Source organism: Pseudomonas sp. 32_A, from assembly GCF_017490905.1.
Lineage (GTDB): Bacteria > Pseudomonadota > Gammaproteobacteria > Pseudomonadales > Pseudomonadaceae > Aquipseudomonas > Aquipseudomonas inefficax.
The window spans coordinates 21,130-41,545 of record NZ_JAFGYI010000010.1; the positions used below are offsets into that span (position 1 = coordinate 21,130).

Here is a 20,416-nt window from a genome sequence, read left to right on the forward strand (position 1 = left end):
TTTTCAATCATCTGTCTGGGGCGAGAGTTTCAAGGGAGGATAGGAGCTTCTCCAGATCCATGAGCCTGGACACCTTGATGATGTCGTACTCACCACGACTACTGAGCTTGTAAACCTCCCGGGCCTTTTTGACACGCTCAAGCAATGGCACAACTACACCAGATGCCATCTCCAAGAAGTCATTGATGTCAGCTCTCGTTTGGGGAATTTTGTATCCTTTGGACGTGCTCGTGATGATGACATCAGCGTCTCGTAGCTTTGCAACGCCACTCGACCTCACCCGCTGCTTAGAGAGATCGCCAAAGCCCCTCTCCCCCAAATGAGCGAGGATGTCGGCGATTGGGATGTAGTCCTTGGTCACGAACTCACTCTGGAATCTGAGATAATCCAGAATGCTGAGCTGCAGACGCTCGTCCTCGTCCGGGTACTGGCCGGCTTTCTCGATGAATAGGTCTGCCTGCCGCAGAGCTTCCTGATGCACCTGATAGTCCGCGTAGCTGGAGTCATCCATCGATGGAGCAAGCAGCGAATTGAACTTGGGTGGCCATTCGAGTAGGCCGAGGGTCTGCTCGCGGAGGATCTTTTTGTAGACCTCGGCAATATCGCCGACAGCCTTCTGCTCATAGATCTGGGCCACGGATCCCGCAAAGAAATCAGCGACCTGAATCAGGACATCATCCTTGCTGGATTTCGTCTGGAACGCGTGATCGTCCCCGAAGAGATCACCGACGTAGCGATCCTCGACGTAGGCCTTCAGGCTCTCCTGGAACTCAACTCCGCCATGCTCATCCACGGTCATCTGCAGATTGCGGCAGTTCCTGAAGAGCCGGCCATAGAGCAATCCGTTGATATGCTTTACGAACGAGGTCTTGAATTGCAGCCCCCCATCCTTGTAGATACGCTCCTTGTCCACGACGACGAAATAGAGCTTCATCGGAAGCTCTGCCAGGTCGGTTAAAATGCGAATACGGCGCTCAGCATCCTTCGCACGCACCTTACTAGACTTGATTTCACCTGTCTGGAAGTGCTGCCGACGAAGCTCCTCGGCACGCTGGTAAGCGTCCTGCAGGTCTTTCTCAGCCACAAGGATGGAGCAAACCACGAAGAAGCCAGAGCTCCCAACCTTGGATGTGTCTAAGTCAGAATTTCCCGACTCATCAACATAGGCATATGTTTTGTCCAATCAGGTGCCTCCTCATCAATAGGTGGCTGTGCTGCTACCTGGTGCGGGGCCTTCACTGAAGGTGTAATTGATGACCACATCATCACGGATCAGGACATCTAGGGTCTTCTGCGTGCCAGTGGTGGTCACCTTCATGGTCACCACATAGCTCTGAGCATGGGCAGAGGCATTCGTATACGTGTACACCCATTTCTCATCGGTCTCGCTCACGGCACTTTTCGCGTAAGGCTCTCCAAAAAGCGCCTTTAGCTCAGTCGTCGTGGTCTTTCCTTTGGTGATGCTCGCCACACTTGCTGATGGGAAGTCGCGCCCAGCGGTGTAGTGGGACGTGGCGCATGCACCGAGCAAGAAGCACATCCCAATGACAGCAATGAACCTGTTCATAGTCTTCCTTGAATAATCTAAAGCCCGAGCTTATCTCGCTACAAGGCTAAATGCCATCACCCCAATTCCGTGTTGGACTGATCAAGGTTTATCACTCCTCGCTCTGCGAGGAGTCCTCAAAAAGGTGATCGATGTCAGAACCCGTAAAGCTCCAGTAGTAAGCTACCTTCCTAGCCTTTTCAGCTGCAGCGCCCACTGTCGCCTGGCTGCCCGGGAAGAGCTCTTGATAGAACGCTATTGCCCGAGCGATTACATGGACGCAGGTTTGCAGAGGAGCTACACCAAGCATCCGATGCGCCGCGAGAGTGTTCGCCTGCTCCATTTGCAACGAGCTGATGTAGGAGCAGTGTGCGTAATCGCAAAAATGCGAGTAGACATTCCGGAAGTATTTCTCATTGAAGCCTGCCCTGGCCGCTTCCTCCGCCCATGACCAGCCGATCCTCCAGTCCCCCTTAAGCAGCCGTCTAACCTGATCGGGTTTGTAGGCAGCCAAGAACGGCGAATCCTTGATCTCGGCCAACTGCTCAGCAAGCTGCAACCGAGTTGCAGCAAGCACTACCCTCGCCTCTTCGGTCGTCGGATGGAGCTTCATTCGGTCAACAAGCCCGCGGTGAATACTCGATGATCAAGGCAGGCATCGACAACGCGTGGCTAGATCCGGACAAGGTCATCCTGGAGTCACTGATGTCGTTCAAGCGGCTTACCAGCCGCGTCATGGCTCTTCACCAGCTTTTGCGCGCCGGGAATCAGGCGGATGGTGTCGGAATTCTGCACGTCGAGATTGGTAGTGTGGCACGCTGCAGGTTGATATGAATCTCCCAGAACGCTTTGGCATTGAGTATGTTGATGAAGGCGGTCAACGTAAACGTCCAGTGATGCTGCACCGCGCGCTATTCGGATCGCTTGAGCGCTTTACAGGCATATTGCTAGAGCATCACTATGGAAAACTTCCTGCGTGGCTATCACCAGTCCAGGTCGTTGTTTGCTCTATCTCGCAACAACATGCCGACTACGCCAGGGATGTAGCCAATTTTTTTGGTACAACCGACTGGTCGACCGTTGAAACTATTGCTCATCCCGGAGAGGCCGGCACCGCGTACTGGCGGACTTGTCATTTCGGGGGTATACGGGTTCGCATGGTTGAGTACACGCCTGGCTACCTGGCCGATCACTGGTGCCACAAGGGCCATATTCTGCTCTGCATGGAAGGCGAATTGGATACAGAGCTGGATGACGGCCGCACCTTCACGCTGCGGCCTGGCATGAGCTATCAAGTAGCCGACAACGCGGAGGCACACAGGTCTTCTACCCTCGTCGGTGCCAAACTCTTTATCGTGGACTGATCCAGAAAAGCCAGGGCTTCATCTTTGCGGGGATGGCGGCCACCCTCTGCCCACTGGCGGGTTCGGCGCGGTACAAGCCTGATCAATGAAGCGGAGAGCCTAGAACTCCACCTTGCCCCGACCCGCCTTGACAGTGCTGCGCCTGGCTTTTCCTTCGAGGCGGCGGGTCTTCGAGCCGAGGGTCGGCTTGGTGGGGCGGCGTTTCTTCTCGGTCTTGCCGGCATTGATGATCAACTCGGCAAGACGCGCCAGTGCGTCAGCGCGGTTCTGCTCCTGGGTGCGGTATTGTTGTGCCTTGATGATCAACACGCCGTCGCCGGTGATGCGACTGTCACGCAGCGCCAGCAGCCGCTCTTTGTAAAACTCGGGCAGCGACGAGGCGGGAATGTCGAAGCGCAGGTGCACGGCGCTGGACACCTTGTTGACATTCTGCCCACCTGCGCCTTGCGCGCGGATGTATGTCAGTTCGATGTCGGCGTCTGGCAGATGGACGTTATCAGAGATGGTCAGCATGGCATGGCCCTTGTGATTCCCCTCCATTATCACAGCCTTCGCCGCTCGCCACAGAACAAAATACGGTTGAACTCAACCACTCTGAGCGAGGCACCCTACTCCGCCATTGCCGGTAGCCTCGATATCTGCCACATATAGCGCTGCTCCCATTTGCAATGACACGGGCGACGGCAGCGCCATCACATCAGGCAATAGAACTCCGCAACCTGCGCCACAATCTCTCCCTTCGCATCATAGAGCCGCGCCTCTGGCGTCATGGCCATGGAGCGGGCCTCGAGTAAGTAGCGCTGCCCAGCCTTGAAATCCTCATAGTCAATGGTCAGGTAGCATTGCCTTACCGTAGTGCCCCCCATCAGGCTGATGCCACCACCTCCATTTACTTCGTAGTCGAACCTGACGACCAATTCATGGCTGCCGGGGCTGACCTCGAAGAAGCGACCGTCGCGCAGGCGTTGTTTATCCAGGCGCTCGGCCAACAGCACACGGTCATTCGGGAATGGCATCGAGAGATCGACCCAAGCCATTTGTGGGTTTGCAGTAGGCATTGGCGCCTGACAACCGGCAAATGCAGCGATCGCGAACAACAGTGTCATCTGGCGCATGGGTAGTTCCCGAAAGGCTCCTGGCCTCACTATTCAGGATAACCCCGACAATCGAGTATCACGAGCGGTTCGAGATTGAAGGTTGTCGGTAATGGGAGCAGTACCATTCAGCACTGTGCGCTTCCCGTCAGGCACATCCTGCCTGGACACCAATATTTCGTACCCTCGAAATTAATGCGTTTAGTCAGCTTTCCAGATATTTCGTGCATATCGCGTGAACAGGCCTTGGTCATAACACTACACACAGACCTTTCTGTGTCTGACCTGAGGTAAGCGATCATGGCTAACAATCAAGACAAGGGTGGCAACCAAGGTAATGCTGATAGCGGCATGGGTAACAACACTGCCGGAGCTGGCCAGCAAGGCGGCCAAGGTTCGGGCGGTCGGGTGCCCGGTCAGCAGCAAGGTGGCAGCCAGTCCGGCCAGAAACCTGAGGACAAGATGAACAAGGACTGGGAACGTTCCCGTGACACAGGCAGCCAAGGCAGCCAGGGCGGCCAACGTACGACTGAAAAGCAGAACCAGAACCTGACAGACAAAGACCGCATGGGCGGCCAGCAAAACCAGGCAGATGACAAGCAGTGGGATAAAGATCGCTGATCATCGGCAGCGGGCATCAGGGTGAGTTCTACCCTGATGCCACCTCTATCGTACAGCAGGCTTATCATGAACAACTCCAGAGAACGGCATGCGACTGTCATTTGCCTACAGGCAGGACGCATCCTTTTCGTGCGCAAGCAAAGCGCTGAATGGTCGCTGCCAGGCGGAAAAATCGACCCAGGCGAGCATCACCTGGATGCAGCGCAGCGCGAGCTGATGGAGGAAACTTGCCTGCCCTTCGAAGGTGCTCGATTCCTCAATCACTACGTGCTCGCAGGTGAGGAGCACTACCTCTATCAGCTGCCTGTCGAAACCGGGACAGAACCTGCTGCAGACCATGAGATCGTGGAATGCCGCTGGTTTACGGCTCCTGAACTACACGAAGTGCATGTAAAGCCGTCCAACATCGAGCTGCTTGAACGAGAGCACCTGCTCCCCGTGTAGTGAATTGCCGACAAACAGCACACATGAGTCGGCCATTGTCATTCAGCCGATACCACCCGCCGGGCATCTCTTCGCACCGCTTGAGGCGGAACGCCAAAACCACGAATGAACACCTCCCGCATATGCCGACGGTCCCTGAACCCGGCTTCCTTCGCCACCACATCCAGGCTGTGACGGCTCTGCTCGATCATCAAGCGGGCCGCCTCGAGACGCAGGCTCTCCACAGCCTTGGCGGGCGACTGACCTGTCTCTGAAGTGAATACGCGGGTAAATTGTCGTGGGCTCAGATGCACGGACTCTGCAAGTTCCTCGACACTCAAGGGACGGCTCAAATGCTTGCGTGCATAATCCAGGGCGCTCTGAATACGATCAGACTTCGGCGAAAGCGCCAGCAGCTCGGAATGCTGCGATTGCCCGCCGGAGCGGCGCTGATGCATCACCAGCTTTCGTGCCACTGACCTGGCCATCTCGGTGCCCAGGTCTCTTTCAACCATACCCAGCGCCATGTCCAGGGCAGCGGTCATGCCGGCGGACGTCCAGATCTGCCCATCGACAATGAAGATTCGGTCTTCTTCCACTTCGATCTTCGGGTGCAGCTCACGCAGCTTTTTCGCGTAGGCCCAGTGCGTCGTAGCCCGCCGGTTATCCAGCACGCCGGCCTGGGCTAGCACGAAACAGCCGGTACACAGGCCTGCGATGCGGCGGGCGCCGTCGACAAAGCCTCGAACGCTGGCCAGCACTTCATCGCCAGGCGGAGTCAGCGGGGTCAAGGTGCCGGTGATCATCCAAGTGTCAGCCAGACCAGGAGCACCCAACGGCAGGGTGTCCATGTACATGCCCAGGGAGGAACGCACCGTGCCGCCCCCGACGGAAAAATTCTGGATCTTGTAAACCGTTTCGCCAGCGACAATGTTCGCGAACTCGAACACGGCCTGCGTTGCCAGCGACATGATCTGGAAACCTTCGGTTATGAGATAGCCGACCCGGTGCATGGTTGAAGCTCCACCATTGGATGTCCTGAAAACGTACCATATGTGTCGTTTAAGACAAGCACGACCTTCTGCATCATGGGCTCCACAACCAAACCACGGAGCTTGACCATGAAGCAGCAATTCAAAGGCACTGCCCTCATCACTGGCGCCTCCACCGGCATCGGTTCGATCTACGCAGAACGCTTGGCACGTCGGGGTTACGACCTGGTGCTGGTCGCCCGCAACCGGGACCGCCTCAACACCCTGGCCAGCCGGCTGACCACCGAAACCCGGCAGAACGTGGAGGTGTTTCCAGCAGACCTGGCAAACACTGATGATCTGCTCAAGGTAGAGCGCAAATTGCGCGAAGACGCCAGCATCAGCCTGCTGGTGAACAACGCGGGCATAGGCACTCACACCAGCCTGCTGGAAAGTGATGTCGAGCGCATGGCTGAAATGATCACTCTCAACATAACCGCCCTCACCCGCCTTACCTACGCGGCCATCCCGGGATTTGTCGCGCGCAAGCAAGGTGCCCTGATCAACATCTCGTCCATCGTCAGCCTGGCGCCGGAGTTGCTCAACGGTGTGTACGGTGGCAGCAAGGCCTATGTCACCGCCTTTACCCAGTCCCTGCACAAGGAGCTTGCGGAAAAAGGCATCAGGATCCAGGCCGTGCTGCCAGGGGCGACCGCCACCGACTTCTGGCAGATTGGCGGCTTGCCGGTCGAAAACCTCGATCCAGGGATCGTGATGTCGGCCCAGGATCTGGTGGACGGTGCCCTGCAGGACTTTGACGACGAGGTGCTGATCTCCATCCCTTCGATGCATGACCTGCAGTCCTTCGAACGCTACGAGGCCAGCCGCCAAGCCCTGTTCGGCCAGCTGTCCAGTAATCAGCTGGCCCCGCGTTACAATGCCAATTGATCACGATTGCTGACGCCAGCGCCGGGTGAAGCTGTCGGCCTTTCAACCAGGGCGACAGCTATCCGATTATCAGCGTGTGCCCCGTCGACCAAACGAAAATGTAAAAAGATTTCAGCACTCCCCTGTGGTCAGAATCCTAGACACAGTGGAGATAACACCATGAAATTCGCGCTTTTCTGTCAATGGCTCGCCAAGCACGCCGGTAAACCAAGTACCTTCCTGATCGCCGTGGTGCTTATCAGCATGTGGGCTGCCTCCGGGCCCTGGTTTCACTACAACGATACCTGGCAACTGATCGTCAACACGTCGACGACCATCATCACTTTCCTGATGGTTTTTCTGATTCAGAACACCCAGAACCGGGACAACGACATCATCCATGTGAAGCTCGACGAACTGATCCGCGCTACAAAATCAGCGGAGCAATCGGTACTAGGCCTCGAATCACTCGACAACCGGGAGATCCATCAACTTCGCAAAGAGTATCAGGCGATGGGCAGACACTGCGAAACGCCTCCACAGCCCCCTCGCGAGCGACAGGCAGACGATGCCGCTCGGGACAATTTGCAGCGCTAGCGGCCTATAAGGTCGTGTTCATCCTGGGAGCTCACCAGGAATTCGGCCAAGGTTTCCGCACAGGCTGAAATGCCATCCAGGAGTACCATCTCAAAGCCATGAGTGTTCTCTGTCGGGATCGCAATGCAACCTGCCCGGGCATCGATCCCGGCGCTCAATACCGCACTCGCATCCGACGCAAAGTCGACGAGCAAAGCCGCCTGCGGCTTGTACCCTGCCCTGCGGCCAGCGGCGATCAGGCCTTGTACCACGGTGCGGCTGTAGTAGCCCTTCTGGTCACCGGTATTGATGATCGGGTCGGCCGACAGCTGCGTACCATACTCTTCGAGCACCGGGCCGACCTCGACGGCAATAGTGGTGTCGCCGGGCAACCGGGACGCGGCGTACATGGCACCGGCATTGGATTCTTCCTCCAGTGTGGTGAGCACGAACCACACATCCTGCTTCAGCGCCGCTCGCCTCTCACCCAGCAGCTTCGCACAGAGGATGACAGCGCTGATGGGAGCACGGTCATCGAGAAAATGAGCGGCAACACAGTCCTGCACTTTGAATGGCCGACGCCAGTGCTGGCTGAGCACGACCCGCGTACCTGGTCGAACCCCCAATGCCTGCAGTTCCTGCTTGGTCTTGCGTGTGACTACATGCACATCCTTCCACTGGACGTTTCCGGTCAGCACGTCTCTTCCGTTGGCAGTCCGACTGCTACTGTGCATCGAGCCATACGACAGCACGCCAGGCAGGATCTGCTCATCGCCCAGGATGTCGACAGGGCAGACACCAAAGCTGATCGGTTGCGCTCCCCCGAGGGCAAGCACCTCCAGTGTGCCGTTGTCGTGGACATTCTTGACGATCATCGCGATCTCATCGAGGTGGGCCATTACACGTATGGCTGCCTGCGGATTGCATGCAAGCCCGGCGCGAATGACCCCTACCACGTTGCCGGCAGAATCGATGTGCGTGTCATCACAGAAGTTGGCGAGCTCTCGCAGGCAAATGGTGCGCACCTCATCCTCTTGCCCACCTGGCCCGCGGGCATTGAGGAGTTCGGTCAACAACGCGTCGATCTTCAAGGCAGAACCTCCCTGTTTAAAGTTGCAAGCGGTTGACCGGCCCACTTGCCACGCGTTCATTATCAAGTGGGCTGGAGGAGCTCGCGGATAGCCGCCAGCCCGCTGCCCAGGCAGAACAGGCTGGCAACGCACATCCCGCAGGATCAGGAATTGAAGCCCAACCCTGAGGAAAGATCGGAGTCTCCAGGCCTGCGCTCTGCCTGGGTCGACGCCTTGCCACCCGCCTGATCGAACGACTCTTCGACCGACGCCTTCACCTCGCGGCCCTTGGCCTTGAGCGTGTCGGTCAAACGATCACTGCTGGCGCCCATCAGCTGGTCTTCCTTGCGGGTACCGGGTAGCGCCGCCCCCAATGCCGCACCCAGTGCTATTCCCAAAGCAGCCAATACCAGAGGTTGCTCCTGAAGCAGGTGATCGAACTGGCCCTTCAATGCCGCGGCCTGATCGGTAGCCTTGTGTGCCGAATGGCGCAGGGTGTCCGCGGAAGCCCCCATGGAGTCGCGCGCGCCGCTGCCAAGTTCGCTGGCCCGATCGCGCATGTCATGGGCTTTCATGCGCACCTTCTGGCTGGCGTCATGCACTGCCTCCCCCGCCTGCGTGAAAGCGCCTTTCACCGTGTCCACCGCGTCGCCGAGCTTTTCGCCCAACCCCGGCCCATGGTGCGCAGGCCCTGGGTTGAAGGGGCGGTTCTGGTTCAGGCCCAGCCATGCCAGGCCCAGTACCGTCAGGGTAGCGGGTACAGGGTTGTTCCTGAGGGTGGTGCCCAGGTTCTGGAAGAACTCGCCGCCATTGCCCTTGGCGTAGGCCAGGACCCGGTCGACCATCTGGCCCGGGCTCAGGCGCTGTTCGAGGGCGTCCACCAGATCACTGATGTGCTCGCGCTTGGCGTTGATTTCCTGCTCGAGCAAGTCAGGGTCTTTATGCGCTTCATGTTCGAAGGAAGTGGTCATGGCAGTTTCCTCTTCAGCGTGTCCTTGTCCTGCTGCATGGCATGCAAGGTGCGGTCAGGGGCAAGATGCGTGGGTTCGAACTGTTTCTTGCCCGACTGCAACATGATGAACCCGATCACCAAGGTGACCGCGCCCACGATCAAGGCTGCCAGCCACGGCTCGACCACCATCGCCAGGGCGTAGACGGCCGCCAGCAGCAGAATGACGAAGCCTGCCAGCATCACGATCGCTCCCGCCGCAACCGCAGCCGTGCCGGCCTTGAGGGTGGCGAGGTTCTGCTGCAGCTCTGCCTTGGCCAGCGCCAGCTCTTTGGTGAACAGGTCCGGTACTTCACGCATCAGCTGGCGCAACAAACCGCCAACACCGACGGCGTCGTCTTCCGTTGCATGCAGGCTCGGGGTGGTATGCAAGGTGTCTTTGTTCATCATTCACCTCCTTTGAGTGGGTCGCGCTCGAACGGGCTGCCACTGACCGGTGTGCCTGCACCAGGCCCGATCGGGTCGACGGGGGTGTAAGGTTCGCGGGGGGATACGTCGCTACCACGGTCAGGTACTGGCTGCGCCGGGTGGGGCTGGCTCCAATCACCAGAAGACGCAGACGCAGGGGTGGCGGATTCATGGCTGGTGCTGGCTCGCATGAACCGCGACACTGCAAACCCGATGGCGACGCTGCCGGCCAGAAATAGCGCCGGGTTGTTCTTGGCCAACTGTGCACTGCGCTGCAGCAGGCTCTCGGCGCTTTGATGGCGTACCTGCTCGGCAAACTCGGCCACACACTCTGCTGCCTGGGTCAGGTACTGCGACAGCCCGAGACTATCGTTGCCTTGCAGCGCAGCAGCCGCCGAGCGCGCACCCTCCTCGAGCGAATCAAGTTGATCGGCTGCGTTATCGCGATAGTGCTCGAACTGCTCACTGCCTTTGTGCCTGGCCTCGCCAAGCAGCGCACCGGCGTCATCGATAAAGGCTTTTTCCTGGGTGCTACCGGGTGGAGAGGTCGAGCTTTGATCGGTCTTGTCCATCGTTTCGCCCTCGAAGCTGATTGTTGGATGAATGCCGTCTTTATTGGGCATTCATTCGAGGGACGCAGGTGAGGCGGCAGGAGTTCAGCGTTTGTGATCTATGACATTTGCCTGGAGGCCCAAAGGAAACAGCGCGATCAACCCGGGGTATTGGTACCCGAGCAAAGGCTTTGAGGGTGGTGGTAATCAGGGTCGGCAACGATTGGGGTGCGATTGCGCGGTTCACGCCAGCTGGATGAAGACCGCGTAGATGCCGAGAATCATCCAGAAGGCCAGGAATATCCACGGCGTACGCAGCGAGAACAACAGCGACTTGCGGTGCCCGGCCAGTGAAGTTTCCGCCTCGCTGAACAGTGGCGATTCGTCATATGCCAGCCCCATCAGTGGCTCGCTGCGCAAAAGGTGGCTCTGTTTCAATTGCCAGTGCTCGATGATCTTGTAGGCCGCGCGAATGCCCGGCCAGGCATTGAGTGAACTCAAAACACCCAGCAAGGCAAGAAACGGCGGAACTACCAGCGTAAACATCTCGCCCCAGCTCTGGTTGAGGTTGCCCATCGACGATACGAAGGCGATCACCAGAAACGACTGGGCAGCGAGATAGGCGTCAGTGCGGTTGGCAAGGATGCTGGTCTCGTACTGGATTTCACGGCGGTAGAAATCAAGGCGCTCTTTTGGCGAGCCGAACATGCGGGCGTTGCGCTCGCTGATCTCGTGTTCAGGGGTGGCTGGAGTGATGATTCGCGGCACGTGCTGGCTCCTGAAAGCAAGGATGATCGTGTCTCGAAACGTGAGAGGCGAACCCATGAGCAAAGGCCTGCCTACAAATTGCAGGCAGGCCTTCTGCGCAAATGCTTCAGGTATTGCCCGTACCGCTATTCGAGAACTTCTTTACATCAATGGGCGGAGCGACGAACTCGGGCCCTTCGCCTGATGCCCGCCAACGCACATTGTTGATGCCGTAGCGCTCAGCCATCGGCCGGCTGACCTTCTTGATCTTGTGCTGGCCGAACCGTGGAATGATGCCCACCCCCGCATCGCAACTTGCCCAGTGCCAGGCTTCGGCGTTGTCCATACGCTCGAGCCGGATGATGAAGGTGCGAAATTCCCCATGAAGCTCATATTCGATCACATACAACTGCTGCCCAGCCATTGGACTCTCCTTCAGCGATTCAGACCAATGGAGCCAGCGACCTGTAAAAAGATTCATTTATTTTGACCGGTTGGTCATCGCCCTTTTCCATCGCCTTGTATCCACGACTTTCTCAGCGCAAAAGCTGCTGCAGAGCCAGTGCGTTGGCCATCGCCGCTCCGGAGGCGGTGTTATCGAAAATGCACCAGGTGGGTACTCCAGCGGCACGGCTGGCCTGCAAGCGTTCAGCCAGACGCTGCAAATACTCGTTGGAGTACTCGCTGTGGTAGATCCTCGGCTCGCCATGCAGGCGCCAGTAGACCTGCCCTGGCCAACCTCCCGGTTGCGCATCGATAACGAAGCGCGAAGGGCTCGCCGCAACCTGGGCGATGCGCAAATCGACCAGCATCTGCTGCGCCGCTTGCCAGCTGGCGTGCCTGGGCTCCAGCGCCACCGGCCCGGCATACCGTCGGCGCAGGCTTTCGAAGAAACGTCGCGCATGCTCGGTGTCATGGCCAAGCGATGGCGGCAACTGTATCAACAGGCAACCCAGGCGATCGCCCAACTGCCCGCATTGTGCAAGGAACATATCCAGTGCGTATTCGCAGCCGGCGAGACGCTGCTCATGGCTGATGGCCTTGGGCAGCTTCACCGCAAAACGGAAATCCTCAGGTACGGACGCAGCCCAACGGGCATAGGTTTCGGGGCGATGGGGGCGGTAGAACGAACTGTTGATTTCCACCGTGTTGAAGCGGGTGGCGTAGCGTTGCAGGTGGCTGCCGGGCTGCGCAAATGCCTCGGCATGACGGCTGGACAGGCTCCAGCCAGCGCAACCCAGATAGATCATTCAGCTACCGGCCGCTTCGCCACGGAACGCTTCGCCCTCACCCGCGACGCGCCTGGCATATCCCACGCCCCACAGCAGCGCCCGCCTCATGGTTTCCCCCGCACACTGGTGGTAGATCTGTTCGCACAGCACCGTACCGTCGGTGCGATAGACACCGATGAACAACTGGGTGCCGCCAGTGCGTGACAAGCGCGTCTGCACTTCCAGGCAGGTACCGGAGCCGAGCGTTTCCTCATGGGTTTGATGGTGCAGGATCGGGTCGCACCATTGTCTATAGGTTTCACCTCTTCTTTTCATCTGCCAGCCCTCTCCTTTTCATGGCTGCTGATAATGCCCTGGCGATGTGTTTGGCTCATGATCGTGCTGCAGACGCTGCACCTGCACGTCAGTAAACGATGACGCTTCGTTGCGGTGCAGGCCTTGCAGGTAATCACGCGCCGCATCGCGGCTCAGGTCCTCCTGGTCGCTGCGCAGCTCGCAGGTGCCGGGTTGGTTGTCGAGGATATAGCTGATCAGGTACAGGTACTTGGACATCGCTGTAACTCCTGCTGGCTGAGTGAAATCGGGCGACTCAGCTTGATTGATCCTGGCTTGAGTGCAGCCGTTCAGCACCGACGACGACCGGCGCTGCAGCACATACCTGTGGGAGCGGGTTTACCCGCGAAGAATCCAACGCGGTGCATGCCCCTCGCCTGCACGCTTCCAGTCGGTAGACCAGTGCGCACACACTTGAAACTTTCCCGAACCGCGCCAAGTCCAGACCCCTATCGGTCACAGGACGGGAGAAGGCAATGACCAGCACGGTAGGCGACTTTCTGGTGGAGCGTTTGTATCAATGGGGTGTGCGGCGCATCTTCGGCTACCCCGGCGACGGCATCAACGGGGTATTCGGGGCGTTGAGCCGGGCCGAGGGCAAGATCCAGTTCATCCAGGCACGCCACGAGGAAATGGCGGCCTTCATGGCCAGCGCCCATGCCAAGTTCACCGGCGAATTGGGTGTGTGCATTGCCACCTCCGGCCCCGGCGCTTCGCATCTGCTTACCGGCCTGTATGACGCGCGCATGGATCACCAGCCGGTGCTGGCCATCGTCGGCCAGCAGGCGCGAGCAGCGCTCGGCGGGCATTACCAGCAGGAGCTGGACCTGCTGTCGATGTTCAAGGACGTTGCAGGTGCCTTCGTCCAGCAGGCCTCGACCCCGGAACAGGTGCGCCACTTGCTCGATCGCGCAGTACGTACCGCCGTCGGCGAACGCCGGGTCACCGCCATCATCCTGCCCAACGACCTGCAGGACCTGCCCTACCACGAACCACCGAAAGCCCACGGCACGGTGCATTCCGGCATCGGCTACAGCAGGCCCCGCGTGGTGCCTTTCGAGCAGGACCTGCAACGTGCCGCGGATGTACTCAACGCTGGACGAAAAGTGGCGATACTGGTCGGTGCCGGCGCACTGCAAGCCACCGAACAGGTGATCGCGGTAGCTGAAACGCTTGGTGCTGGCGTGGCCAAGGCGCTGCTGGGCAAGGCCGTAGTGCCAGACGACCTGCCCTGGGTCACCGGCGCCATCGGGCTTCTAGGTACCGAACCGAGTTATCGGTTGATGAGCGAATGCGACACCTTGCTGATGATCGGCTCCGGCTTCCCCTACGCCGAGTTCCTGCCTGGGGAAGGCCAGGCCCGTGGCGTGCAGATCGATTTGCAGCCAGACATGCTCAGCTTGCGCTACCCCATGGAGGTCAACCTGGTCGGCGACGCCAGCGAAACGCTGCGGGCACTGCTGCCATTGCTCGAACACAAGACCGAGCGCCGTTGGCGCGACAAGGTCGAAGGCTGGCGCGCAGACTGGGACAAGACCCTGGAGAAACGCGCCCTGGTCAAGGCCGACCCGATCAACCCCCAGCGCGTGGTGCACGAACTCTCCCCTCGCCTGCCCGACCACGCCATCGTCACCAGTGACTCCGGATCCTGCGCCAACTGGTTTGCCCGCGACCTGCAGATACGCCGGGGCATGCAGTGCTCATTGTCCGGCGGCTTGGCCAGCATGGGCGCGGCGGTACCCTATGCCATCGCCGCCAAGTTCGCCCATCCGCAGCGCAGCGTGGTGGCCTTGGTGGGTGACGGGGCGATGCAGATGAACAACCTTGCCGAGCTGATCACCGTCGCCAAGTACTGGCGCCTGTGGGAAAACCCTCAGTGGATCTGCGCGGTGTTCAACAACGAAGACCTCAACCAGGTGACCTGGGAACAACGGGTAATGGAGGGCGCCCCCAAGTTCGAGGCTTCACAGGCGATCCCTGATGTGCCCTATCATCTGTTCGCAATCTCCATCGGCTTGCAAGGCATCTACGTGGAGCGCGAAGAAGACATTGCCGGCGCCTGGGAGCGAGCCCTGGCGGCTGACCGGCCGGTGTTGATCGAATTCAAGACCGATCCAGACGTACCGCCCTTGCCACCGCACATCAAGCTGGAGCAGGCGAAGAAGTTCGCCAGCAGCCTGCTCAAGGGCGACCCGGACCAGGCTGGGGTCATCGTGCAGACGGCCAGGCAAGTTCTCGGTTCGGTATTGCCGGGCAAGAAATGAGGCGTGCACGGCACTGGCAGCAACCAGCCCCGTCGCTGGCCTGCCAAACCTGAACCGGGTGCGCCGGTTCAGGTTGTCAGTCGCATTGAACAGCCGCCTCGACAATCAGCTGGACCAAGAGCGTAACCTGCACGCTCAAGGCAACGTTTGCAGGGTGAACCAGGCCAATGTCGCGGTGAAACGTGTGGCCGCCAAGATCATAGGCGCGCACGGAGGCAGGCCAGGCGTCTCGGCTGACTGTTTGTGGCACCAACGCTACCCCCACACCCTTCCCGACAAGTTCGGTGATGGCATCCAGTTCGTCCAGTTCGCACACGTCTCTGGTATTGAAATGAAATTGTCGAAGGAAGCGGTCGACCTGGCGCCCACCAAATGACGAGCGATCGTAGCGAATGAAGGGTTGGGTCGAAAGCATTTCGCTCCACTCGGCATCCGCGAGCCCGGCTGGAACGATCAGCCTGTAAGGCTCGCTTGCCAACGTTGTCCAGTGAAGATCGCTTTGCAATTCGAACGGCGGCCTGATGATCACGGCGATGTCGATTTCCCGGGCATCTACCGCACTCAGCAGCTCCAGCGACAGGCCAGGAATGATACGCGTACGACATTCAGGCCGGGCGCCATGAAACTGCGCCAGTGCTTGTGGCAGCAGTGACCTCTGTACCGACGCGATAGCGCCGACCTCTACCTGCACGGTAGGCGCCACACCCTGAGCACTGGAACCCAGGCTGTTGTAGAGCCTGACGAGTTCCTGGGCCTGCTCCAGAATCTGCTGCCCGCGCCTGTTCAGCTGGGCGTTGCGGCCTTTGCGTTCAAAGATCTCATACCCCAGTTCGGCTTCCAGCCTCTGCATCTGTGCGCTTACGGCCGCCTGGGTCAGGTTCACCTTGAGCCCGGCCGCAGCGAACGTGCCCTCCCGGGCCACGGCAATCAGGGTCTTGAGCTCGCGGATCATTCACAATTTTCCTTTGTGTTTTTAAGAAAAATATATTGATTTTTTTATTATTTTGCCACTCCTAGAATCGACAAAAACGAGAAACAAGCCACCCACCACAATGATGACCTGTTGCTTCACAGGTCGTTACCCATAGCCCTCAAGGAGTTTCTGATGAGCCTGCCCCCCTTCCATCTCGCCATTCCGGTTTACGATATTCCCGCGGCTCGCAAGTTCTACGGCGAGGTGTTCAACCTTGAAGAAGGACGTTCCGCAGCCCAATGGGTCGACTTCAATTTCTATGGCCATCAACTGGTCATCCACGAACATCCCAAGATGCCCTACCAGGAACATGCGCTGAGCAACCCGGTAGACGGCCACAATGTGCCAGCCCCTCACTTTGGCGTGATCTTGCAGTGGGACGAGTGGGAAGCGCTTGCCAACCGCCTGACCGACCTGGGTACCGAATTCGTCATCGAGCCCTACGTCCGCTTCAAAGGCCAGGTGGGCGAGCAAGCCACCATGTTCCTCTTCGACCCGTGTGGTAACGCGCTGGAGTTCAAAGCCTTCAAGGACATGGGGCAGATCTTCGCCAAATAGCGTTGTTTGCCCGCGTGCCCCGGGCGTGAGCGCTTCGCTCACGCCTTCAATTACTGCCAACAGCGCAGCACACCATAAATCAATAAAAATAGGCTGGCGTCATGAAAAAAGTCCCACTGGTCTGGCAGATCGTTATCGGCTTATTGCTCGGCATCGGCGTTGGCTGGTTCTTGAATACACACCCGGAACATCAACAATGGGTCAGCAGTGAAGTGCTCAAACCCCTGGGTGACATCTTCATCAAGATGATGAAGATGATTGTTGTGCCCATCGTCTTCTGCTGCATGGTGCTCGGCATTGCAGGGGGTGGCGACAACAAGTCGTTTGGCCGTATGGGGGTCAAGTCCCTCGGCTACTTTTTCGCAATCACCACCTTGGCCATCATTGTCGGGCTCGTGCTGGCCAATCTTCTGGAGCCTGGCTCAGGTACAGTGATCGCCGGCATGACCGAAGGCGATGCGAGCATTAAATCGGAACCTGCCACAGGCGCTTTGCTGATCCTGCAGAACATTGTGCCGGACAACCTCTTCCAGTCGCTGTCCGAAGGCAAGCTGCTTTCCATCCTGTTCTTCGCGGTACTGTTCGGCATGGCCCTGAACGCCTTGCCGCGCGAAAAGAGTGCCCCAGTCGTGGCAACACTGCAGGGCACCGCCGACGCAATGTTCAAGCTGGTGAACTATGTCATGGCATACGCGCCCATTGGGGTGTTCGGCATGATCGGCTCCACCGTGGCAACCTTCGGCTTCGCCTCCCTGCTGCCATTGATGAAGTTGATCGGGGTCGTTTACCTGGCACTGATCCTCTTCGCACTGATCGTACTTGGCGGCATCTGCCTGTTGATCGGCGAGAACCTGTTGAAGCTCGTCCGCTATTTCAAGGATGAGCTGATCCTGGCGTGCTCGAGTGCGGCATCCGCGGCGGTAATGCCACAGCTGATGGAGAAGCTTGAACACTATGGTGTTCCCAGGCGTATCGTCAGCTTCGTAGTACCGGTCGGGTATGCGTTCAACCTGGATGGCGCGTCGATCTTCCTGGGGGTCGCGACAATCTTCATCGCCCAGCTTTACGGTATAGACCTCACACTGTCCCAGCAAATACTGCTGGTCGTGACCATGGTGCTCACCTCCAAGGGCGCAGCCGGTGTTCCAGGCTTCGCAATCATCATCCTCTCAGCCACGCTGGCATCTGCCGGGCTTCCCCTCGACGCTGTGGCGCTGGTGGCAGGCATCTTCCGAGTGATTGAAAGCGGGACTACCACGCTGAACGTGCTCGGCAATGCAATCGCACCACTAGTGATTGCCCGCTGGGAGGGGGTTCAGTTGAAACCATCCCGGCGTGAGGCGGCGAGTAAAGGTTGACGGGCCGATTGCCCAGCCCTTCGAGCTGCGCTGTCGCGCAGGGAACAATATTCGAGAACGGGTCACATCCCCTGTGGTAGCGGGCTCGCCCGCTCCCACAGTAACGGTGTATGCCTTCAGAGCTTACAAACAGCCAACATGCTCGCGGCGTCGCTGCACTCGAACTTGCCGGGTGCTTCGACCGCGATGTGCCTGACCACCAGGTCGTCGACCAACATGGCATAGCGTTGCGAACGCCGGCCCAAACCGCGCGCCGATAGGTCCTGGATCAGGCCCAGCGCCTCGCTGAATTCACCGTTGCCATCGCCAATCATCCTGACCGCCCCGCCCACCTGCAGGCTCGCGCCCCAGGCATTCATGACGAATGCATCATTGACCGAAACACAGAGAATTTCGGCAACCCCGGCGGCGAACAGGTCCTGGGCCGCAGCCACGTAGCCCGGTACATGCCGCTCCGAGCAGGTAGGCGTGAAAGCACCTGGCAAGCCGAAGATCAGCACTTTTTTCTGCTTGCAGCGCTCGTGCAGGGAAAACGCGTTCGGGCCGATCGCGCAGCCGCCCTCGCCGTTGCTGTACTGGTAAAGCGTTACGTCGGGCAGTGTATCGCCGGTCTTGATCATCGCTGTATCCCTGGGGCGGTAAATGGCCAGGCATGATGCAGCATCCACCAGCGTACGTACATCCAGCGGTCAGCTCTGGCGTGGTCGAAACACGCTATCGATCGCGGCCACTACCTGCCTCGTTGCATCCTCGATGGCTCCTTCATTACGGCATAGTACCCAGCCGTGCTCCGCTACCGCACGCTCGAACGCCTCGGTACAGGCAACCTGCTCGTCCAGGCTATGGATCACCGTACTGCCCAATCCGCGCGTTCGTGCCGCGGCCCTTGCCCATGAGGTATCAGGGGCCGTGACAACGCCGACATGCAAATCGGGCACTTGCACATTTCGCTCGAGGTTCAGGCGCAGGATCTCGTCGAACGCCACGGTGCGGCGAAATGCGGCATCAGACGGGTACCAGCGATCGATCAGGATGATGCTGTCTACTGGCTGCCTGGGCAGCACGTGCCGGGAAATCCAGGCACGGCTTTCGGCGAAGCGCTCGCATACCCTCAATTCCAGGTCCCGGGAGGGGTTTCTGACCAGTTGATTGACAAGGGCCATGGTTTCCCCCCGATAGGGGTCGCTTTTTTTCTCGCAAAGCCGGATCACTTTCTTGTTGTCAGCCCGCAGGGCCTTGGTCACGGCCTCCAGAAGCGTGGTCTTGCCAGTGCCCTTGGGCCCATCGATGGAAACAAACAGCGGGCGGGTCATTTTTCATTACCAGTCAGATCTGAAGATGCAGCGCAGGCCTAGGTACGAGCGCGGTCCTTGTGGGAGCGGGCATGCCCGCGAAGCAGGCGACGCGGTGGATGGCACCGGCTATGCCGGTGTTCGCGGGCACGCCCGCTCCCACAGTATTCAGCACAAGCCAGTGGTGGCATGCAGCTGGCCGCAATCAACCCAGCTGGGCCTGAAGAAACAGCGAAAACAGCTCCGACTGCGATTTGATACCCAACTTGCTGTACATATGCTTGCGGTGCACTTTCACTGTTTCCACGGAGATTTCAAGCTTGCGCGCAATCTCTTTGCTGGAACACCCGCTCAGCATCAGCCGGCCCACCTCCAGCTCACGCCCGGTCAGCGGCGACTCCATCTGCTCGACCCTGTCCTCCATGCGGCTTTGCCAGTGCGGCGCAGGCTTGGTGGCCTCTTCCAGCAACTCCCGCTCGAAGGTCATCCGCTGGCGCATCAGCCCAGTGACCCACGGCCGCACCAGTTCCAGCAGGGTGACCTGTTCGATGCTGAATCGGCGCTTGCTACCCAACGACAGGCACAGCGTGCGCTGCGCATCCAGCTGCACGTTGAACTGAACTTCATCGGCAACCACGTTAAGCCGGAAATAGCGCTGGTAGTAGTCCGTCTGCTCGAAACACTCAGGGGCCACATCCGCCAGGCGCACCAGGCCGGACGCCGCAGCCTCTCGGCTGGCCACGTAAAACGGGTCCAGCAGGTACAGGCCCTTCAGGTAATCCTGGAACAGCGGGTCAGGGTTGCCGTCTGCACTGGGGCATTCGGCGAACACCTGCGGGCGCCCTGCGGAGAACAGCAGCGCCACCCAGCTGTCGCAGGCAACGTACTCGTTCAGCAACCGCACCAGGGCTTTCCAGAAGTGGTCCTTGTCGAGGGTTTCGATCAATTGGCCTACCGATCGGTGCCAGGCGATGTCGTGCAGCGTAAAATTCATCCTCTACCCCTGTTGGGTTACCACGTGGGCGTAATACCCCCCGCCATGATGACCACCCCATAATCCGGGCTAGCTTACGCTGAGCGAACCTGTACCGGGATCGTT

At 59.0% G+C, this 20,416-nt stretch carries 27 protein-coding genes and 2 pseudogenes; 9 read left to right on the forward strand and 20 right to left on the reverse strand.

What is annotated here, in order from left to right:
- Positions 1-7 precede the first annotated feature (7 nt).
- The 4 genes and pseudogenes from J5M58_RS08325 to J5M58_RS27880 all read right to left on the reverse strand — a co-directional run.
- Positions 8-1,183: a DUF3800 domain-containing protein gene (locus tag J5M58_RS08325; protein ID WP_207877830.1), complete on the reverse strand. Its 1,176-nt coding sequence runs from the start codon at positions 1,181-1,183 to the stop codon at positions 8-10.
- A 15-nt stretch (positions 1,184-1,198) separates the two neighbouring features.
- Entirely contained in the window at positions 1,199-1,567 is a 369-nt protein-coding gene (locus J5M58_RS08330; RefSeq protein ID WP_207877831.1) for a hypothetical protein, read from the reverse strand.
- A 91-nt stretch (positions 1,568-1,658) separates the two neighbouring features.
- Entirely contained in the window at positions 1,659-2,159 is a 501-nt protein-coding gene (locus J5M58_RS08335; protein WP_207877832.1) for a hypothetical protein, read from the reverse strand.
- Positions 2,160-2,260: 101 nt separating this feature from the next.
- Positions 2,261-2,341, reverse strand: a pseudogene (locus J5M58_RS27880) (protease); the annotation flags it as partial.
- A 35-nt stretch (positions 2,342-2,376) separates the two neighbouring features.
- Between J5M58_RS27880 and J5M58_RS28440 the strand changes: the two are divergent.
- Both J5M58_RS28440 and J5M58_RS08345 read left to right on the forward strand, forming a co-directional pair.
- Positions 2,377-2,445: pseudogene (locus tag J5M58_RS28440) on the forward strand (hypothetical protein); the annotation flags it as partial.
- 111 nt (positions 2,446-2,556) lie between these two features.
- Positions 2,557-2,910 carry a DHCW motif cupin fold protein gene (locus tag J5M58_RS08345; RefSeq protein ID WP_353844714.1) on the forward strand — a complete coding sequence of 118 codons (354 nt, stop codon included), beginning with the start codon at positions 2,557-2,559 and terminating at the stop codon, positions 2,908-2,910.
- Between the two features lie 99 nt (positions 2,911-3,009).
- Here J5M58_RS08345 and arfB read toward each other — a convergent pair whose 3' ends face one another.
- Positions 3,010-3,423, reverse strand: a complete 414-nt coding sequence (gene arfB / locus J5M58_RS08350) for an alternative ribosome rescue aminoacyl-tRNA hydrolase ArfB (RefSeq protein ID WP_207877834.1) — start codon at positions 3,421-3,423, stop codon at positions 3,010-3,012.
- 179 nt (positions 3,424-3,602) lie between these two features.
- Positions 3,603-4,025 (reverse strand): hypothetical protein, encoded by a 423-nt coding sequence (locus tag J5M58_RS08355; protein ID WP_207877835.1) that lies wholly within the window; start codon positions 4,023-4,025, stop codon positions 3,603-3,605.
- Between the two features lie 279 nt (positions 4,026-4,304).
- Between J5M58_RS08355 and J5M58_RS08360 the strand changes: the two genes are divergently transcribed.
- Positions 4,305-4,625 (forward strand): hypothetical protein, encoded by a 321-nt coding sequence (locus J5M58_RS08360; RefSeq protein WP_112251639.1) that lies wholly within the window; start codon positions 4,305-4,307, stop codon positions 4,623-4,625.
- Positions 4,626-4,691: 66 nt separating this feature from the next.
- Positions 4,692-5,069, forward strand: coding sequence for an NUDIX domain-containing protein (locus tag J5M58_RS08365; protein ID WP_112251638.1), 378 nt, complete (start codon positions 4,692-4,694; stop codon positions 5,067-5,069).
- A 38-nt stretch (positions 5,070-5,107) separates the two neighbouring features.
- Here J5M58_RS08365 and J5M58_RS08370 read toward each other — a convergent pair whose 3' ends face one another.
- A complete protein-coding gene (locus tag J5M58_RS08370; RefSeq protein WP_207877836.1) occupies positions 5,108-6,061 on the reverse strand; it encodes a GlxA family transcriptional regulator in 954 nt (317 codons plus the stop codon).
- A gap of 108 nt (positions 6,062-6,169) precedes the next feature.
- Between J5M58_RS08370 and J5M58_RS08375 the strand changes: the two genes are divergently transcribed.
- Both J5M58_RS08375 and J5M58_RS08380 read left to right on the forward strand, forming a co-directional pair.
- Complete coding sequence (locus J5M58_RS08375) at positions 6,170-6,967, forward strand: SDR family oxidoreductase (protein ID WP_112251636.1); 798 nt, start codon at positions 6,170-6,172, stop codon at positions 6,965-6,967.
- Positions 6,968-7,126: 159 nt separating this feature from the next.
- Positions 7,127-7,543 (forward strand): low affinity iron permease family protein, encoded by a 417-nt coding sequence (locus tag J5M58_RS08380; RefSeq protein WP_112251635.1) that lies wholly within the window; start codon positions 7,127-7,129, stop codon positions 7,541-7,543.
- Here J5M58_RS08380 and J5M58_RS08385 read toward each other — a convergent pair.
- The 9 genes from J5M58_RS08385 to J5M58_RS08425 form a co-directional block, all read right to left on the reverse strand.
- Complete coding sequence (locus J5M58_RS08385; protein ID WP_207877837.1) at positions 7,540-8,613, reverse strand: M42 family peptidase; 1,074 nt, start codon at positions 8,611-8,613, stop codon at positions 7,540-7,542. The genes J5M58_RS08380 and J5M58_RS08385 overlap by 4 nt on opposite strands.
- Positions 8,614-8,756: 143 nt before the next feature.
- Positions 8,757-9,563 (reverse strand): DUF3618 domain-containing protein, encoded by an 807-nt coding sequence (locus J5M58_RS08390; protein ID WP_112251634.1) that lies wholly within the window; start codon positions 9,561-9,563, stop codon positions 8,757-8,759.
- Positions 9,560-9,988, reverse strand: a complete 429-nt coding sequence (locus tag J5M58_RS08395) for a phage holin family protein (protein WP_207877914.1) — start codon at positions 9,986-9,988, stop codon at positions 9,560-9,562. The genes J5M58_RS08390 and J5M58_RS08395 overlap by 4 nt, the downstream gene beginning before the upstream one ends.
- On the reverse strand, positions 9,988-10,581 hold the full coding sequence (locus J5M58_RS08400) for a hypothetical protein (RefSeq protein WP_207877839.1): 594 nt from the start codon (positions 10,579-10,581) through the stop codon (positions 9,988-9,990). Before J5M58_RS08400 ends, J5M58_RS08395 begins: the two co-directional genes overlap by 1 nt.
- A 222-nt stretch (positions 10,582-10,803) precedes the next feature.
- Complete coding sequence (locus J5M58_RS08405) at positions 10,804-11,328, reverse strand: hypothetical protein (RefSeq protein ID WP_112251631.1); 525 nt, start codon at positions 11,326-11,328, stop codon at positions 10,804-10,806.
- Positions 11,329-11,434: 106 nt separating this feature from the next.
- On the reverse strand, positions 11,435-11,731 hold the full coding sequence (locus J5M58_RS08410) for a DUF6555 family protein (RefSeq protein WP_112251630.1): 297 nt from the start codon (positions 11,729-11,731) through the stop codon (positions 11,435-11,437).
- A gap of 112 nt (positions 11,732-11,843) precedes the next feature.
- On the reverse strand, positions 11,844-12,557 hold the full coding sequence (locus J5M58_RS08415; RefSeq protein ID WP_112251629.1) for a DUF72 domain-containing protein: 714 nt from the start codon (positions 12,555-12,557) through the stop codon (positions 11,844-11,846).
- Positions 12,558-12,854 carry a hypothetical protein gene (locus J5M58_RS08420; RefSeq protein ID WP_207877840.1) on the reverse strand — a complete coding sequence of 99 codons (297 nt, stop codon included), beginning with the start codon at positions 12,852-12,854 and terminating at the stop codon, positions 12,558-12,560.
- An 18-nt stretch (positions 12,855-12,872) separates the two neighbouring features.
- Positions 12,873-13,091: a hypothetical protein gene (locus J5M58_RS08425; RefSeq protein WP_112251627.1), complete on the reverse strand. Its 219-nt coding sequence runs from the start codon at positions 13,089-13,091 to the stop codon at positions 12,873-12,875.
- A gap of 257 nt (positions 13,092-13,348) precedes the next feature.
- Between J5M58_RS08425 and J5M58_RS08430 the strand changes: the two genes are divergently transcribed.
- Positions 13,349-15,136, forward strand: a complete 1,788-nt coding sequence (locus J5M58_RS08430) for a thiamine pyrophosphate-requiring protein (protein WP_207877841.1) — start codon at positions 13,349-13,351, stop codon at positions 15,134-15,136.
- A 76-nt stretch (positions 15,137-15,212) separates the two neighbouring features.
- On the opposite strand, the gene J5M58_RS08435 is transcribed toward J5M58_RS08430, so the two are convergent.
- Entirely contained in the window at positions 15,213-16,088 is an 876-nt protein-coding gene (locus J5M58_RS08435) for a LysR substrate-binding domain-containing protein (protein ID WP_112251624.1), read from the reverse strand.
- Positions 16,089-16,241: 153 nt separating this feature from the next.
- On the opposite strand from J5M58_RS08435, the gene J5M58_RS08440 reads away from it, so the two are divergent.
- Both J5M58_RS08440 and J5M58_RS08445 read left to right on the forward strand, forming a co-directional pair.
- On the forward strand, positions 16,242-16,667 hold the full coding sequence (locus J5M58_RS08440; RefSeq protein WP_112251622.1) for a VOC family protein: 426 nt from the start codon (positions 16,242-16,244) through the stop codon (positions 16,665-16,667).
- Positions 16,668-16,768: 101 nt separating this feature from the next.
- Positions 16,769-18,025, forward strand: a complete 1,257-nt coding sequence (locus J5M58_RS08445; RefSeq protein ID WP_112251620.1) for a cation:dicarboxylase symporter family transporter — start codon at positions 16,769-16,771, stop codon at positions 18,023-18,025.
- A 116-nt stretch (positions 18,026-18,141) separates the two neighbouring features.
- Here the strand turns inward: J5M58_RS08445 and J5M58_RS08450 are convergent, their stop codons facing one another.
- The 3 genes from J5M58_RS08450 to J5M58_RS08460 all read right to left on the reverse strand — a co-directional run bounded on the left by J5M58_RS08450 (position 18,142) and on the right by J5M58_RS08460 (position 20,311).
- Positions 18,142-18,645 carry a peroxiredoxin gene (locus J5M58_RS08450; RefSeq protein WP_207877842.1) on the reverse strand — a complete coding sequence of 168 codons (504 nt, stop codon included), beginning with the start codon at positions 18,643-18,645 and terminating at the stop codon, positions 18,142-18,144.
- Positions 18,646-18,714: 69 nt separating this feature from the next.
- Positions 18,715-19,338, reverse strand: coding sequence for a dTMP kinase (locus tag J5M58_RS08455; RefSeq protein WP_112251615.1), 624 nt, complete (start codon positions 19,336-19,338; stop codon positions 18,715-18,717).
- Between the two features lie 184 nt (positions 19,339-19,522).
- Positions 19,523-20,311, reverse strand: coding sequence for a LuxR C-terminal-related transcriptional regulator (locus tag J5M58_RS08460; protein ID WP_112251613.1), 789 nt, complete (start codon positions 20,309-20,311; stop codon positions 19,523-19,525).
- Positions 20,312-20,416 lie beyond the last annotated feature (105 nt).